Below are 16888 nucleotides of genomic sequence, written 5' to 3'. Positions count from 1 at the left end.
AAAAAAAGGTGATAGATAGTGAATAATAAAAATGTCCCTAATCATGTTGCGATCATCTTAGATGGTAACGGTAGATGGGCAAAAAAAAGAGGACAGTCAAGATCGTTTGGTCATTATATGGGTGGAAGAAATTTGTTTTCTGTAGCTAAACATGCAAAAGAAATGGGTATACAAAAATTATCTGTTTATGCTTTTAGCACGGAAAATTGGAAAAGACCTCAAGAAGAAGTTGACTATCTTATGACAAAGCCAATTGAACTATATTATAAAAATAAAGATAAATTTAATAATATAGATTATAAAATTACCTTTTCTGGAAGAAGAGATAGATTTAGTAAAGAATTATTAGAAGTTATGACTGAAATGGAAAATCTAACTAAAGATTATCAAGGTTTTGTTTTAAACGTTTGTGTTGATTATGGCAGTTATGATGAAATCATTACAGCTGTTAATAAATTAGATAAACCTATAACTAGAGAAACATTTGAATCTGAGCTTATGGTCAAAGAACCTGTAGACTTATTAATAAGAACTAGTGGAGAGATGAGAATATCAAATTTCTTATTATGGCAAATTGCTTATGCAGAATTTTATTTCACAAAAGTTCATTGGCCAGCATTTAACAAAAAACAACTTGAAAAAGCGGTTAAGTCTTATCAAAAAAGACAACGTCGTTTTGGAGGCTTAATATGAAAAAAAGAATGATAACAGGTGCCGTACTTGCATTAGTATTAATACCTACTGTTAGTTTCGAAATATTTTTAGGAATATTTCAAGTTTTAATGATTTTATTTGTTGTGATTGCAACAACTGAAATGATTAGAATGTATGAAACAGAAAAGAAATTTCAATTATTACCAAAGATAGGTATTGTTCTTTTAACCTTAGGAACGTTCTTTAGTGTTGGTGGAGTTATGGGAGATTTAGAACATAATCCTTTAGAAGCTAATGGGTTATTAAGTATTACCATACCTTTGATCACATTAATACTTTTTAGTTTCTTAGTATTATTTAAAAATTTTAATGGTCTTGATGTTGGTAAGGCTTTGACAATTATTAATTATGTTGGACTAGGTGCTGCATCAATTGTTATATTAAGATTTTTAGGTGTTAGATTTATTGTTTACCTACTATTAATCACATCAGCAACTGATATTTTTGCATATTTATTTGGAGTAAAATATGGTAAGCATAAACTTGCTCCTCATATAAGTCCTAAAAAATCATGGGAAGGTGCGATTGCAGGAACAATATTTGCAACAATTATTGCATCATCATTTGCTTTATTTTATGGTCAATTCTTTCAAGTTGGTACTGTCTTAGGAGATTTTTTAAACTCTGGTGGACAAATGACTTTATTAGATAACTTTTCATCACTTGGTGAAAGAACACCAGTTTGGGTACAAGGACTCATCATTGTTCCTATAACAATGGTTGCAAGTATTTTTGCACAAATTGGAGATTTAGTTGCATCAAGATTAAAACGTACATATAATATAAAGGATTTTGGAAATATTTTACCAGGACATGGTGGACTATTAGATAGGTTTGATTCAGTTTTATTTGTAGCATTATTTTTAACTTCAATATTCTTACTTATTTATAGGTTATTTCCTGCTGTCATCCTATGAAAAATATTTATCTTTTAGGATCAACAGGATCTATTGGAACGCAAAGTTTAGATGTTTTAAAAAAACACAAGAATGATTTTAAACTCATTGGGTGTTCTTTGGGCTCTGATGAGTCAAAAAATAAGAATATATTAAGCACATTTAAGCCAGAAATTGCATGTCTAAGATTTGAAAATCAAATAAAAACATATGAAAAAGAATTTCCAATGATAACATTTGTATCAGGTGATCAAGGATTAATTGATTTAGTTAGATATCCTAAACAAGGATTGGTTATTAATGCATTATCAGGTTCGACTGGTTTAATACCAACCATTGAAGCAATTAAAACAAGTAAGGATATTGCACTAGCTAATAAAGAAACATTAGTCATGGCTGGAGACATTGTTAAAGAATATCTTAATAAATTTAATGTCAAATTGTTTCCTATTGATAGTGAACACTCTGCATTATGGCAAACAATTGATCATGAAGACAAACTTTCAATTAGAAAAATAGTGATAACTGCGAGTGGTGGATCATTTAGAGATTTCACTAGAGAAGAGCTTAAAAACGTCACAAAAAAACAAGCGCTAAACCATCCAAATTGGGAAATGGGTGCTAAAATAACTATTGATAGTGCAACAATGATGAACAAAGGATTAGAGGTCATTGAAGCACATCATCTATTTGACTTAGATTATGATGCCATAGAAACCATACTCCACAAAGAAAGTGTAGTACACGGACTTACCTATTTTATAGATGGGACCATTAAAGCTAGTTTAAGTGTTTCAGATATGAGAATTCCAATTGCACATGCACTTTTTTATCCAAAAAGAGTATCATATGATAAACAATTAGAATTAACTAACTTATCATTTAAGCCTATGGATTATCAAAGATTTCCTTTATTGAAGCTTGCTTATGAAGTAGGAAGAAAAGGTGGAATCTTACCAACAGTTATGAATGCAGCAAACGAAGCTGCAGTTAAATTATTTTTAGATGAGAAAATAAATTTCTTGGACATTGAGACAATCGTATTTGATTATGTAGCTAAGACAGCAAACATAAAGATGCCTACATTAGAAGAAATCAAAGAAGTAAATCAAAACATTCAAGATGAAATTATAAGAAAGTACGAGAAGAGGTAGTTTATGTTTATACTTAATATACTATTATTTGTAGTAGTTTTAGGAGTTATTATATTAATCCATGAAGCAGGTCACTTTTATTTTGCAAAAAGAGCTGGAATTTTATGCCATGAATTTTCTATTGGTATGGGACCAGCAATTTATCAAAAAAGAAAAGGTGAAACTATATATTCTGTTAGGGGTATCCCAATTGGTGGATATGTTTCTATGGCAGGAGAAGCTATTAGCGATGCATTAATAAAAGAAGAACAAACCATTGGACTAAAGATTAATGAACAAGGATTAGTTTATCAAATCATATTAACTGATAAGGTTAGTGCAGATGTTTATGGTCAAGTTGTGGACTTTGATTTATATGGTAAAGATTTCGATCCACTTTTTATTGATTTAAAAGTAGATCAAGAAGTTAAAAAATATTCAGTTTTAAGAGATGCTAATTACAAGTTAGATGAAAAACATGAAATGTGGATTACGCCTTCTGAAAAGAGTTTTGAAAGTAAAACACTTTGGGAAAGATTTTTAGTTATATTTGCAGGACCTATGATGAATTTCATTTTAGCATTCTTGTTATTTTTGATTGTAGGATTTTTTGTTCAAAAACCTAATTTAGAATCTAATATGATTGATGAAGTATCACCTGATTATGCAGCTGATATTGCTGGCATAGAATCTGGAGATTTAATACTTGCAATCGATGGTAATCCAGTTAATTCATGGACTGACATTCCTAGTGTTCTAGCAACTCTAGATCATGCCCTATTAGATATTACATATGATAGAGATGGACAAGTTTTTATTGCTAATGATATTGCAGTCAGTGTGGCAATTCAAATGGCAGGTATCGTCAACACATATGTTGATCCAGATACTGATGAAGTTACCATTTATAATAGTGAACCAATTATTGGACAAAGCTATGGTCGTGCTCAATCAGATGGTGGGTTAAAAAAAGGTGACATTATTCAACAAATCATAATTGATAGCACAAGCTATGATGTTGATAACTGGAATGATATTGTTTCTGTATTTCGAAATTACACAAGTGGTGCTGTTGTAGTTGTTTATCAAAGAGATGGAGTATCAGCTAATGCATCATATGATTTAATTAGTGAAACTGCATTAAACAAACTTGGGACCGAAGGTATTTTATTTCAATTAGGTATCACTGCAACATCTGATTTTAACTGGGGGTATACATTACTATATGCTCCTAAGAGAGTAGCAAGTGATATGGGAGAAGTATTCACAACACTTGGATTATTATTTGATCGTAGCGAGAATTTAGGCATTGGAGATTTATCTGGTCCGGTTGGAATCTATTCACTAGTGAGTAATACAGCTAAACAAGGTCTATTATCAATCATTGCATTTACTGGATTTTTAAGTATTAATATTGGACTTTTAAATTTATTACCGATACCAGCACTTGATGGAGGTAGATTAGTATTTTTAGGCATTGAAGCAGTTACTAAGAAACCACTACCAAGAAAGCTAGAAAATAGCATAAATAATGTAATGTTTATCCTCTTATTAGCTATGTTTGTTTTCGTAACGTATAAAGATATTTTAAGATTGATTGCAAATTTATAAAATAGTTCATAAAAAAGGCGAAAAATATCGCCTTTTTTATAAAATATGGCTTAATAAGAGCCAAAAAGTATTGTTAGGAAAAAAGTATTGTTTTTATAGTCAAAACTATTGACTTTAAGTATAAAGTAAGATAGAATATAACAGGTCGCCAAAACAGGTGGCAAGCCAAAAAATTAAGAAAAATTAAACTGTAAAAAATCTTTAAAATCAGTTGACAAACTTAGTTTCATTTGGTATTATATTAAAGCACGCCTAATTAGATGTGTGCGGATTGATCTTTGAAAACTGAATTATGATGAGTGTATCAAACGAAGAAACAAAGAAACAAAGAAACAAAACAAAGCTAGAAAACAAAAAGAGCTATTAACAAACAAACTATACTATATGGAGAGTTTGATCCTGGCTCAGGATGAACGCTGGCGGCGTGCCTAATACATGCAAGTCGGACGCACTAATTTATTAGTGAGTGGCGAACGGGTGAGTAACACGTAGGTAATCTACCTTTAAGACGAGGATAACCATTGGAAACGATGGCTAAGACTGGATAGGAATATGTAAGGCATCTTATATATTTTAAAAGACCTAGCAATAGGTATACTTAAAGAGGAGCCTGCGGCGCATTAGTTAGTTGGTGAGGTGATGGCTTACCAAGACAGTGATGCGTAGCCGGACTGAGAGGTTGAACGGCCACATTGGGACTGAGACACGGCCCAAACTCCTACGGGAGGCAGCAGTAGGGAATTTTCGGCAATGGGGGCAACCCTGACCGAGCAACGCCGCGTGAATGACGAAGTACTTCGGTATGTAAAGTTCTTTTATTAGGGAAGAATGACTTGTGGAAAAGCAAGTGTGACGGTACCTAATGAATAAGCCCCGGCTAACTATGTGCCAGCAGCCGCGGTAATACATAGGGGGCAAGCGTTATCCGGAATTATTGGGCGTAAAGGGTGCGTAGGCGGTTATTTAAGTCTTTGGTGTAAGTGCAGAGCTCAACTCTGTGATGCTAAGGAAACTGGATAACTTGAGTGTGGTAGAGGTAAGTAGAATTCCATGTGTAGCGGTAAAATGCGTAAATATATGGAGGAATACCAGTGGCGAAGGCGGCTTACTGGGCCACAACTGACGCTGAGGCACGAAAGCGTGGGGAGCAAACAGGATTAGATACCCTGGTAGTCCACGCCGTAAACGATGAGTACTAAGTGTTGGAGAAATTCAGTGCTGTAGTTAACGCAATAAGTACTCCGCCTGAGTAGTACGTGCGCAAGCATGAAACTCAAAGGAATTGACGGGACCCCGCACAAGCGGTGGATCATGTTGTTTAATTCGATGATACGCGAAGAACCTTACCAGGTCTTGACATACCATGCAAAGCTATAGAGATATAGTGGAGGTTATCATGGATACAGGTGGTGCATGGTTGTCGTCAGCTCGTGTCGTGAGATGTTGGGTTAAGTCCCGCAACGAGCGCAACCCTTATTGCTAGTTACCATCATTAAGTTGGGGACTCTAGCGAGACTGCCAGTGATAAACTGGAGGAAGGTGGGGATGACGTCAAATCATCATGCCCCTTATGACCTGGGCTACAAACGTGATACAATGGCTGAAACAAAGGGCAGCGAAGCAGTGATGTGAAGCGAAACCCAAAAAAGCAGTCTCAGTTCGGATTGAAGTCTGCAACTCGACTTCATGAAGTCGGAATCGCTAGTAATCGCGAATCAGAATGTCGCGGTGAATACGTTCTCGGGGTTTGTACACACCGCCCGTCAAACCACGAAAGTTGACAATACCCAAAGCCGGTGGCCTAACTCTTCGGAGAGGGAGCCGTTTAAGGTAGGGTTGATGATTGGGGTTAAGTCGTAACAAGGTATCCCTACGGGAACGTGGGGATGGATCACCTCCTTTCTAAGGAGAAAGGCATATGCAATAACGCATATACAAATTTCCAAGATACACTCATCATATTCAGTTTTGAAAGATTAGTCTTTCAAGTATTTTTAATCAGTAAGATAGATCTTTGAAAAGTAGATAAATTCTGTCGTAAATGAAAGAAGAAAAGGTTAAGGAAAAAAGGGCGCACAGTGGATGCCTAGGCACTAAGAGCCGATGAAGGACGCAACTAACGGCGAAACGCCACGGGGAGCAGTAAGTACGCGACGATCCGTGGGAATCCGAATGGGGAAACCCGGCATATGGAAGATATGTCATCCGATTTATCGGAAGGGAAACGCAGGGAACTGAAATATCTAAGTACCTGTAGGAAAAGAAAGTAAAAACGATTTTGCTAGTAGCGACGAGCGAACGCGGAGGAGCCTAACACTATAATAGTTACAAAACCGCACACTAAAAGAACAGCGTGGGAAAGCTGACCATAGAAGGTGAGAGTCCTGTATTTGACAGTGTGTGGACTAGAGTGTTGAGAAGTACGGCGAGACACGAGAAATCTTGTCGGAAGACGTGAGGACCATCTCATAAGGCTAAATACTACTTAGTGACCGATAGTGAACCAGTACCGTGAGGGAAAGGTGAAAAGAACCCCGGGAGGGGAGTGAAATAGATCCTGAAACTGTGTGCTTACAATTAGTCAGAGCCCGTTAATGGGTGATGGCGTGCCTTTTGTAGAATGAACCGGCGAGTTACGGTATCTAGCAAGGTTAAGCTTTAAGGAGTGGAGCCAAAGCGAAAGCGAGTCTGAATAGGGCGATAAGTTAGGTGCTGTAGACCCGAAACTGAGTGAGCTAGCCATGAGCAGGTTGAAGTTTGGGTAAGACCAAATGGAGGACCGAACCAGGACACGTTAAAAAGTGTTTGGATGACTTGTGGCTAGGGGTGAAATTCCAATCGAACTCAGAGATAGCTGGTTCTCCCCGAAATAGCTTTAGGGCTAGCGTTAACGTATAAGTTTTATGAAGGTAGAGCACTGAATGTGTGATGGCCCCACCTCGGGGTACTGAGCCCAATCAAACTACGAATGTCATAAAATATAGTTAGCAGTCAGACTGTGGGTGATAAGGTTCATGGTCGAAAGGGAAAGAGCCCAGACCGTCAGATAAGGTCCCAAAATTGATGCTAAGTGGAAAAGGAAGTGAAGATGCACAGACAACTAGGAGGTTGGCTTAGAAGCAGCCATCCTTTAAAGAGTGCGTAAAAGCTCACTAGTCGAGTGACTCTGCGCCGAAAATGTACCGGGGCTAAGCATCATACCGAATCTACGGATTGACAATTTATTGTCAGTGGTAGGGGAGCGTTCTAACAGCAGTGAAGATAGATCGGAAGGACTATTGGAGCGGTTAGAAGTGAGAATGCCGGTGTAAGTAACGAAAAGACAGGTGAGAATCCTGTCCGTCGAAAACCCAAGGTTTCCAGGGGAAGGTTCGTCCGCCCTGGGTAAGTCGGGGCCTAAGGTGAGGCTGAAAAGCGTAGCCGATGGATAGCAGGTAGAGATTCCTGCACTAGTTTATAAACTGATGGAGTGACAAAGGAGGCTAACATCCGCCCATAATTGGATTTGGGACAAGGAAACGAGCTTGATGTGTAGGCAAATCCGCACATCGCTAAGAGTGAGTTTCGGTAGGTAAAGGATGATGACGTCAAACTTTCAAGAAAAGCTTCTAGGGTTAATTTATAGACTACCCGTACCGTAAACCGACACAGGTGGGTAGGTAGAGAATACTAAGACGCGCGAGAAAACTCTTGTTAAGGAACTCGGCAAAATGACTCCGTAACTTCGGGATAAGGAGGACTTTTAATGAAAAAAAGAAGTCGCAGAGAATAGGCCCAAGCGACTGTTTATCAAAAACATAGGTCTATGCTAAACCGTAAGGTGATGTATATGGACTGACGCCTGCCCGGTGCTGGAAGATTAAGAGGAGATGTTAGGCAACGAAGCATTGAATTGAAGTCCCAGTAAACGGCGGCCGTAACTATAACGGTCCTAAGGTAGCGAAATTCCTTGTCGGGTAAGTTCCGACCCGCACGAAAGGCGTAACGATTTGGGCACTGTCTCAACAAGAGACTCGGTGAAATCAAGCTGCCGGTGAAAACGCCGGCTACCCGCGACAGGACGAAAAGACCCCATGGAGCTTTACTGTAGCTTGATATTGACATTGGGTGTAAGATGTACAGGATAGGTGGGAGACTAAGAATCTAGAACGCTAGTTTTGGAGGAGTCGTCCTTTGGATACCACCCTTCGTGCATCTGATGTCTAACTTGCCTAAGTGTATTAGGGAGGACAGTGTCTGGTGGGCAGTTTGACTGGGGCGGTCGCCTCCTAAAGAGTAACGGAGGCGCCCGAAGGTACCCTCAGAATGGTTGGAAATCATTCGTAGAGCGCAAAAGCATAAGGGTGCTTGACTGCGAGACAAACAAGTCGAGCAGGGACGAAAGTCGGGTTTAGTGATCTCTCTGTACCGCATGGAAGGGCAGAGACTCAACGGATAAAAGCTACCCTGGGGATAACAGGCTTATCGCTTCCAAGCGTTCACAGCGACGAAGCGGTTTGGCACCTCGATGTCGGCTCGTCGCATCCTGGAGCTGGAGAAGGTTCCAAGGGTTGGGCTGTTCGCCCATTAAAGCGGCACGCGAGCTGGGTTCAGAACGTCGTGAGACAGTTCGGTCTCTATCCGTCGTGGGCGTTGGAGATTTGAAGGGAGCTGCCCCTAGTATGAGAAGACCGGGGTGGACATACCACTGGTGCACCAGTTGGCCTGCCAAGGCCACAGCTGGGTAGCTAAGTATGGAAGGGATAAACGCTGAAAGCATCTAAGCGTGAAGCCCACCTTAAGATGAGATCTCCCAATTTAGTAAGACCCCTTGAAGACTACGAGGTTGATAGGCTGGGTGTGGAAGCGTGGTGACACGTGAAGCTGACCAGTACTAATAGGTCGAGGACTTAACCTTATTAATATTTTCATTCATTTACAAAGAATTTATCTAGTTTTGAGAGATGTCTGGTGACGATAGCGAAGTGGTCACACCTGTTCCCATGCCGAACACAGTAGTTAAGCACTTCAGCGCCGAAAATAGTTCCAAGGAGCGAAGATAGGACGTTGCCAGGCAAATCTTACTTATTTATAAATATTTAGTAGCGCCTATCCTTATGATGCCTACATAGCTCAGTCGGTTAGAGCACCTGACTGTTAATCAGGGGGTCCTAGGTTCGAGTCCTAGTGTGGGCGCCACTTACACTATCAACGGCAAATGCCGTTTTTTTTATGCAAAAAAAGGATATCTTTAATTTAGATATCCTTTTTCTTATTTGTAAATGATTAAATTATTTAAATAAAAGTCTTAAACTATTTAAAATAACTAAAATTGTTGAACCTTCATGTGCTACAACACCTAGTGGTAATTCAATTTTACCAAAAAGGTTTGTGATCATAAGTAACGCAATGACACTTGTAGAGAATATAACATTTTGAATTGTTATGCGTCTCATGCGTCTTGATAAATTAATGATTTTTGGAAGGTTTTCAATATTATTATTCATAAAGACAATATCAGCAGTTTCTAGTGAAACATCTGTTCCGGCACCCATAGCAACACCTATATCAGCAGTTGCAAGTGCTGGTGCATCATTGATACCATCACCAATCATTAACACCTTGCCAACGTCTTTTTGTAGCTTTTTAACATAGTCGGCTTTATCTTCAGGAAGACAGTTTGCTAAGTAGGTTTCTATGCCAGCTTCTAATGCAATAGCTTTTGCAGTATCTTCGTGATCACCAGTTAACAATACGGACTTAATATTTAAGTTCTTAAGCGCTTTTGTAACTTCTTGGACATTATCTCTTATGGTATCAGTTAAAGCTACGAAACCTATCATTTCATCGTTTTTAATAATATATATGATACTATGACCTTTTACTTTTGCAGATTGTAATTCTCTATTGCATTTTGTTGTAACTTTAGATTCAAATTTACCGGTTTTCCAATGATCTTCACCGATAGTTGCTGTCATACCTCTACCTGATATCTCGTTAGTATTAATATTATCTATTTCTTTTTGTTTTTCTAGATGTGCTGTAACTGAATTAGCTAGAGGGTGATTTGATTGTTTTTCAATAGTATATAATAAATTTAAAATATAATCACGATCTTGATCCTTAGCAGTTATGATATCTACAACTTTTGGAGTACCAGTTGTGATGGTTCCTGTTTTATCAAATACAACAGCTTTTAAACCAATCATATCTTCTAATGTTTTTCCACCTTTTACCAAAATACGTTTTCTTGCGGCATTTGATAAACTAGATAGCATCGCAGGAGTAATAGAAGCGACTAGTGCACAAGGTGATCCAACAACTAAAACAACAATACCTCGTCTAAATGCTTCTTTTGCAGGTAACCAATTAAATAATGGAGGGAAAATCATAAATGAAATAGCAAATAAAATAACAAAGTAAACATAATATTTTTCAATCTTATTAATTAATGTTTGTGACTCTGTTTTATTTTCTTGTGCTTCTTGAACAAAGGTAATAATTTTTTGAACGACGGATTCTTTAGGATCTTTTGTAGTTTCTACGATAACTGTTTGCTCGATATTAATTGATCCAGCGAATACTTCATCACCTATTTTTTTATATACCGGAATAAATTCACCAGTGATGGGTGATTGATCAAGAGAAGTTTCGCCTTTGATGATTTTTCCATCAACTGGCATTTGTTGACCAACTTTAACAATAACTTGGTCTCCTATATGAAGATTTTCAATTTCTACTTCAGATTCTTTACCATCTATATATAATATAGCGGTTTTTGGAGCTAATTCTAAAAGACTTGTTAATTCTTTTTCGGTTTTTGATGTTGCATAAGATTCTAAAACACCACTAATTGAGAAAATTAAAATTAAAATAGCACCTTCAGAATAACTACCAACAATAAATGCGCCTAAAGCAGCAAGAATCATTAGAATTTCAACATTTAAGGATTTATCTTTAATGGTTGCTAAAATACCTTCTTTAGCTTTTGCAAAACCACCAATCGCAAATGATAAACCAAATAATACGATGACATACCATGGTGTGGCACCAGTAATTGATTGCAAAATAAAAGCGGCTATAATAAAAATGACGGATATAGCTACTGAACCTGTTTCAATAATTAATTGTTTTTTTGACATAACTTGTCCTCCTTGTAAATATTAATTATACTATGATTATATCAAATAATGATAAATAATTATAAATAAACGCACCTTTTATTATAAAAAAGGACCTTATTTAGAAATGAAATAAATATGTACTCTATTTATTTTATTTATTTATTTTTAATATAAAAATACAAAGTACTGCGGTTGTCATTTTGCCAAAATATGATATACTTTTTACGAGGAGTTGATTAATATGGAGTTTATATATGAAAATCACAAAATATATGTTAAAGATAATGAAGATAAAGTTATTGTAGAAGCAACTTTCCCTTTATATAATAAGGAAACTGTTGTTGTTGATCATACCTATGTTGATCCAACTTTAAGAGGACATGGGGTAGCAAGCAAATTAATGCATGAAGTTTGTAAACATGCAGAAAAACTAGGATATAAAGTAGTTGCAACTTGCCCGTATTCGATTGTATGGTTTAAAAAACATAAAGAATATGATCATTTAATTGATCAATTAATTCAGGCGGAACTCTCGCCAGAATGTCGAATTTAGGTAAAAGATAATGGATAAACCTTTAGTTATATTAGTTGCTGGTGGATCAGCTTCTGGAAAAAGTACAGTTGTACAAGAAATATTAGATAAAGCAGGATTAGAAGATGTGATCATCATCAATCATGATGACTATTATCTAGATCAAAAAGATTTACCTATGGAAAAACGATATCTTATTAATTATGATCATCCAAGATCGTTGGATAATGAACTATTATATAAGGATATTAAAGCCTTATTAAATTTTGAACCCATAGATAAACCTGTTTATGATTTTGAAAAATTTACAAGAAGTGAAAAAATCGAGCACGTTTTACCTAAAAAAATTATTATTATTGAAGGTATTTTGATTTTAGAAAATCCAAGAATTAGAGAATTAGCTGATATTAGTATTTTTGTTGAATTAGATGATGATACCAGATTTATTAGAAGAATGTTAAGAGATATGAAAGAGAGAGGTCGCTCTTTAGAAAATATTGTTTTGCAATATCAAAAAACTGTAAAGCCAATGTTTCATAAATATATAAAACCTACAAAAAGATATGCAGATGTTCTTATTCCAAATGATACAAAGCATGCAATCGCTGTAGATTTAATTGTAGCCAAAATCAAACAGATTTTAGGGGAAAGAAAATGATTTTAATTGTAGCTGCTATGAAAGAAGAAGTATCTGAAATATTGAAGATAAAAAGTGAAACTCATGATGTGCTTGTTACAGGTGTAGGTAAAGTGAATGCAGCTATGAAATTGACTGAATATTTATCTAATCATAGAGTCGATAGAATTATTAATCTTGGCTTTGCTGGAGGAAATATGTCCTATGAAGTTAATGATGTTGTACTTATTAATCATGCGGTTTATCATGATTTTGATTTAACATTATTTGGGTATAAAAAAGGACAAGTTCCTGGTTATCCTGAAGTGTTTACATCAGATGAAAATATGTTTAAGAGGATTAATAAAAAACTTGATTATGCTAAACAAGGATCTTTATATACTGGCGATTATTTTATGACAACACCAGTTGAACAACCAGCAGTTTTTGATATGGAAGGTGCAAGTTTTTATCAAGTTGCACATTATTTTAATGTTCCTATGATAAGCATCAAACTAATTTCAGATGTCATAGGGATGAAAGACCATTTTAAACACTATAAAGCATTTGAACAGACATCAGGAGCACATTTACTTGCTAAGGTGTTTAAAGACGTTTTGGAGGTGTCTTATGAAGGGAATCATCGTATTTAGCCATGATATGGAAGATGTAGAAGCACTTGCTACTAAAGCATTATTATCTAGAGCAGGTATTGACATGGTTGCATTAACATTTGAAAATACAAAAGATATAATAACCGCCTTTAATCAAAGGGTTAAAGCAGATTATTTTATGGATGAAATAGATTTGGATTCATTTGATTTTGTTGTTATTCCTGGTGGTAAATATGTTGCAAAAGTAGTAAATGACGATATTAATATTAAATATATTGCAACTTATTTTTATTAAAAAAATAAATTAGTTGCAGCAATTTGTGCTGGTCCTAGATTTTTAGGTCAAGCTGGACTTTTAGATAAAAAGAAATTTACATGCTATAGTGGATCAGAAATTGATATGCCAAAAGGTGAATATTTACCTAATTTTAAAGCATTTCGCGATGATAAAATCATTACAGGACGTGGTGCTGGTGCGGTCTATGATTTCGCTTATGAAATAGTTAAGTATTTATACGATAATGAGAAAGCCGAAAATCTTTTAAAAAGTATACTTTTTTAGACATATAATCTTGATATAAAGCCATATGTGCAGAAAAAAATAAAAATATAAAAAAACTTCTTCGATAGTCTTGACAATTCAAGAAATATTGGTATAATTATATGTGCTGTAACATATTGGCCCGTTGGAGAAACGGTTAACTCACATGCCTTTCACGCATGCACTCACGGGTTCGAACCCCGTACGGGTCACCAATAATAAAACAAACGTAGGAGTACGTTTTATGATATGAGTTATTTTTAACTCTTATAAGTACCCATAGCTCAATTGGATAGAGCGTTTGACTACGGATCAAAAGGCTGGGGGTTCAAGTCCTCTTGGGTACGCCACGTTTCGGGAAGTAGCTTAGCTTGGTAGAGCGCCTGGTTTGGGACCAGGAGGTCGCAGGTTCAAATCCTGTCTTCCCGACCACTTTTAATTTAATATGCGGGTGTAGTTTAATGGTAAAACTACAGCCTTCCAAGCTGTTGACGTGAGTTCGATTCTCATCACCCGCTCCATATTGAAAGCATAGGTTTGATACAATAGTATCAGGCCTTTTTTTGCGCTATATAGGGCCGTTTCTCCATTTGGTAGTATTTGTCGAGCCGAAAAAGTACTCTGATTTTACTAGATTTTGAACATTTCAATAGAATTTCTACACGATTACATTTTGAAATACACGATTTAAAATGGATTTACACGTTTTCAGTAATCAAGCCATTTTACACTATCCGCGACTTTTTTTGTATTTTTATAATTAAGAAAATATGTTATAATTTTATTCAAGAGGATATTTAGGGGACCACATTATGGATAACTACCAAGTTGCGATAAACGGAACAAAGTTAGCTGCACATATACTAGGTATAGAAACTCCTGATGTGCAATTTTTTATAACAAAGATTTAACGAAAAAAGGAATCAATTCCATCTTCCTAAAGGATAAATATATCATAGCATTTAATGAAGATTGGATAGAACAAGCAAATCAATTGGAAATCCAGGTTACTTGTTTTCATGAAAGCAGACATGTTTTTCAATGGAGAGTTATAACAGGTGAATATAATGGAACTGAAATAGTTGATTCACTCGCGATTAAAAAATGGTCAGATGAAATGAGTAATTACAATTCACCTACAAAAAAAGATATTCCAGAAGAAGAATATCTAAAGCAGGAGATTGAGATTGATGCAATAGCATTTGCTCATAAGATGATGTTAGAACATTTTAATGTGAAGACTGTATTACCTGATATAATAGCTAATGAAGTTACTATAAAACATATTAAGAAAAGAGGAGATAAGTTATGAAAAACAATAATAGCAACAAAGGAATACTGTATCTAATTCTAATTGTGAACGGCTTATATTTAGTAATTGCACTCATTGCTTACTTGATTAAAATGAGTACCTACCCAATCAGTGCGAATCTTATAGATTTTCTATACTTAATACCATATTTAGCAACTGGAATAATTATTAGCGTAGGACTTTCATTCTATTTCTATAAAAAGTATGAGCGACAAAATATTAGTATTATGGATAAATCAAAAGTATTCTTGTTAGCAAATTTACCAAGCTTCATTTTATTTGATTTTACCATTTTCATTATATTATCTATGGTGATTCAAGTTGATTAAAAACAAGTAAATATCCATTTTGAGGAGGTAGTTTTAGTGGTACTGAAACGAGTATATATGCAAAATCTGATATTTTATGTACTTATATTGTTATTATCAACATGGGTGATTAAAGATGAAAACAATATTTCAGTCCTAGCATACTGGTTTTTACCAATGCTTTATTATGTTTTTCTAACAACCCAATTAAACCATACTCGAAAAGACTCTGCAATAATCAAAGTTCTTCACTATATAGTATTTATACTTAAATTTGCGCTAACATATATTACATTAGGTTTATTGCAATCGGTATCCTTGACTATAGCATTATTAATATTGGGAAGTATAGTTTTAACGATAAGTACCGTTGAGTATTTTTTACTAAGTGGGAAGACACAAGTCATTCGATACAAAGATTTATATTTAAATAGCATGGATCAAGTAATGAGTGATATTGACCTAGCTAAAGAGAAAAATAAATATCGAAACGAAACAGGTTTATCAATATTTACTCTAGGGTTCTTGATTGGAAGTATACACTATTTAGAAGTACCGAAACTGGAGTTCCACGATATTTTTATAAATGGATTAGTAGCTATTCTAGCGATATATCTATATAGAAGATTTCAAGTATCAAACAAAAAAACATTTGTTCGAATAGTAAAACACCAACTCATGGATGGACTTAGGTTAAAAAGAATATATATTATTGGACAGATTCTTTTACATCTTTCGTTCTTAGCAACTATAGGTATCAAAGCAATAGAGCCACCAGACTCAATCACTCTATTAATGATCATACCAATATTAATGAATTATCCTTTGATATATTTAAACAGAGTACTTGTAAAAGGGGTTTTGACAGAACAAGAAAAAGAAATATTGAATGTTGATTGACTTAGAATATCTATTGTTTAGGAGGATAAAATGAAGAAAATTATATTACTAGCATTAATTGTATTTGTCGTTATGTTGAGTGGCGGGATATTGCTTGAAAATATTTATCCAAATATCTCTAGTTTAGTTTTAGAAATAATCATGTCAATAATCGTTGCTTTACTGGTTATCGTATTCGGAATTTTGACTAGTACAAAGAAGAATTGATAATATAACTAAATTAGAGTTTGATACCCAACAATAAGTAGGTAGTAGAATAATCTATTTTGACATAAGGAAATTAGCACTAAAAAATTTCCGCTAGGGGTGTAAAATTGTAGCAAAATAGGTCATACAACCCATAAGAGTAGAATAGGTCTGATACATTCGGTATCAAACCTTTTTTATGCTTTTATTTAGCCATTTCTATATTTAAGTATTGTGCTAAAATAGGTAACTCCATAGGTAGATAATACCCTATTTTGATACAATTTTAGTAGAATTTTAAAGTCCGCTACACGATTACATTTTGAAATACACGATTTAAAATGGATATACACGATTTACTGATACGTTAGCAACATAGTATTCTTATATGCTATAATTTAGTTAAATTCATTGACATTAGG

General features: G+C 35.2%; 12 protein-coding genes, 5 tRNA genes, 3 rRNA genes and 1 pseudogene. 20 read left to right on the top strand and 1 reads right to left on the bottom strand.

Features of this window, described 5'->3' with window-relative positions; genetic code table 11:
• Nucleotides 1–18 precede the first annotated feature (18 nt).
• The 8 genes from uppS to MPAN_RS07165 all read left to right on the top strand — a co-directional run bounded on the left by uppS (nucleotide 19) and on the right by MPAN_RS07165 (nucleotide 9532).
• Nucleotides 19–693, top strand: coding sequence for a polyprenyl diphosphate synthase (uppS, locus tag MPAN_RS07200; RefSeq protein WP_176240056.1), 675 nt, complete (start codon nucleotides 19–21; stop codon nucleotides 691–693).
• The gene (locus tag MPAN_RS07195) at nucleotides 690–1631 is read left to right on the top strand and encodes a phosphatidate cytidylyltransferase (protein WP_176240055.1); all 942 of its coding nucleotides are present in this window, start codon (nucleotides 690–692) and stop codon (nucleotides 1629–1631) included. Before uppS ends, MPAN_RS07195 begins: the two co-directional genes overlap by 4 nt.
• The gene (gene dxr / locus MPAN_RS07190) at nucleotides 1628–2764 is read left to right on the top strand and encodes a 1-deoxy-D-xylulose-5-phosphate reductoisomerase (protein ID WP_176240054.1); all 1137 of its coding nucleotides are present in this window, start codon (nucleotides 1628–1630) and stop codon (nucleotides 2762–2764) included. Before MPAN_RS07195 ends, dxr begins: the two co-directional genes overlap by 4 nt.
• A 3-nt stretch (nucleotides 2765–2767) precedes the next feature.
• Nucleotides 2768–4354 (top strand): RIP metalloprotease RseP, encoded by a 1587-nt coding sequence (gene rseP, locus MPAN_RS07185; RefSeq protein ID WP_176240053.1) that lies wholly within the window; start codon nucleotides 2768–2770, stop codon nucleotides 4352–4354.
• 381 nt (nucleotides 4355–4735) lie between these two features.
• Nucleotides 4736–6256: ribosomal RNA gene (locus MPAN_RS07180) — 16S ribosomal RNA — on the top strand.
• Nucleotides 6257–6409: 153 nt separating this feature from the next.
• A 23S ribosomal RNA gene (locus MPAN_RS07175) occupies nucleotides 6410–9251 on the top strand.
• A gap of 49 nt (nucleotides 9252–9300) precedes the next feature.
• Nucleotides 9301–9409, top strand: a 5S ribosomal RNA gene (gene rrf / locus MPAN_RS07170).
• Together the 16S, 23S and 5S rRNA genes with 1 tRNA gene alongside form the textbook arrangement of a ribosomal RNA operon.
• Before the next feature lie 46 nt (nucleotides 9410–9455).
• Nucleotides 9456–9532: transfer RNA gene (locus MPAN_RS07165), tRNA-Asn, on the top strand.
• A 92-nt stretch (nucleotides 9533–9624) separates the two neighbouring features.
• Here MPAN_RS07165 and MPAN_RS07160 read toward each other — a convergent pair.
• Nucleotides 9625–11475, bottom strand: coding sequence for a heavy metal translocating P-type ATPase (locus MPAN_RS07160; protein WP_176239870.1), 1851 nt, complete (start codon nucleotides 11473–11475; stop codon nucleotides 9625–9627).
• Between the two features lie 223 nt (nucleotides 11476–11698).
• On the opposite strand from MPAN_RS07160, the gene MPAN_RS07155 reads away from it, so the two are divergent.
• From MPAN_RS07155 to MPAN_RS07100, 12 genes and pseudogenes are all read left to right on the top strand, one after another.
• Complete coding sequence (locus MPAN_RS07155; RefSeq protein WP_176239871.1) at nucleotides 11699–12010, top strand: GNAT family N-acetyltransferase; 312 nt, start codon at nucleotides 11699–11701, stop codon at nucleotides 12008–12010.
• 10 nt (nucleotides 12011–12020) lie between these two features.
• Nucleotides 12021–12647 carry a uridine kinase gene (gene udk / locus MPAN_RS07150; RefSeq protein WP_176239872.1) on the top strand — a complete coding sequence of 209 codons (627 nt, stop codon included), beginning with the start codon at nucleotides 12021–12023 and terminating at the stop codon, nucleotides 12645–12647.
• A complete protein-coding gene (gene mtnN / locus MPAN_RS07145; protein ID WP_176239873.1) occupies nucleotides 12644–13258 on the top strand; it encodes a 5'-methylthioadenosine/S-adenosylhomocysteine nucleosidase in 615 nt (204 codons plus the stop codon). The genes udk and mtnN overlap by 4 nt, the downstream gene beginning before the upstream one ends.
• Nucleotides 13236–13781 (top strand): annotated as a pseudogene (locus MPAN_RS07140) (DJ-1/PfpI family protein). The gene mtnN and the pseudogene MPAN_RS07140 overlap by 23 nt, the downstream one beginning before the upstream one ends.
• Nucleotides 13782–13899: 118 nt before the next feature.
• Nucleotides 13900–13975, top strand: a tRNA-Glu gene (locus MPAN_RS07135).
• A gap of 58 nt (nucleotides 13976–14033) precedes the next feature.
• Nucleotides 14034–14110 (top strand) — tRNA-Arg (locus tag MPAN_RS07130).
• Nucleotides 14111–14115: 5 nt separating this feature from the next.
• Nucleotides 14116–14192: transfer RNA gene (locus tag MPAN_RS07125), tRNA-Pro, on the top strand.
• A 15-nt stretch (nucleotides 14193–14207) separates the two neighbouring features.
• Nucleotides 14208–14281, top strand: a tRNA-Gly gene (locus MPAN_RS07120).
• Between the two features lie 473 nt (nucleotides 14282–14754).
• On the top strand, nucleotides 14755–15072 hold the full coding sequence (locus MPAN_RS07115; protein ID WP_176239875.1) for a hypothetical protein: 318 nt from the start codon (nucleotides 14755–14757) through the stop codon (nucleotides 15070–15072).
• On the top strand, nucleotides 15069–15401 hold the full coding sequence (locus tag MPAN_RS07110) for a hypothetical protein (protein ID WP_176239876.1): 333 nt from the start codon (nucleotides 15069–15071) through the stop codon (nucleotides 15399–15401). Before MPAN_RS07115 ends, MPAN_RS07110 begins: the two co-directional genes overlap by 4 nt.
• 36 nt (nucleotides 15402–15437) lie before the next feature.
• Entirely contained in the window at nucleotides 15438–16280 is an 843-nt protein-coding gene (locus MPAN_RS07105) for a hypothetical protein (protein WP_176239877.1), read from the top strand.
• Between the two features lie 30 nt (nucleotides 16281–16310).
• Nucleotides 16311–16487 (top strand): hypothetical protein, encoded by a 177-nt coding sequence (locus MPAN_RS07100; RefSeq protein WP_176239878.1) that lies wholly within the window; start codon nucleotides 16311–16313, stop codon nucleotides 16485–16487.
• Nucleotides 16488–16888: the final 401 nt, after the last annotated feature.

The organism is Mariniplasma anaerobium (genome assembly GCF_016865445.1).
Lineage (GTDB): Bacteria > Bacillota_I > Bacilli_A > Acholeplasmatales > Acholeplasmataceae > Mariniplasma > Mariniplasma anaerobium.
This window is presented reverse-complemented; position numbering and strand designations above follow the sequence as displayed.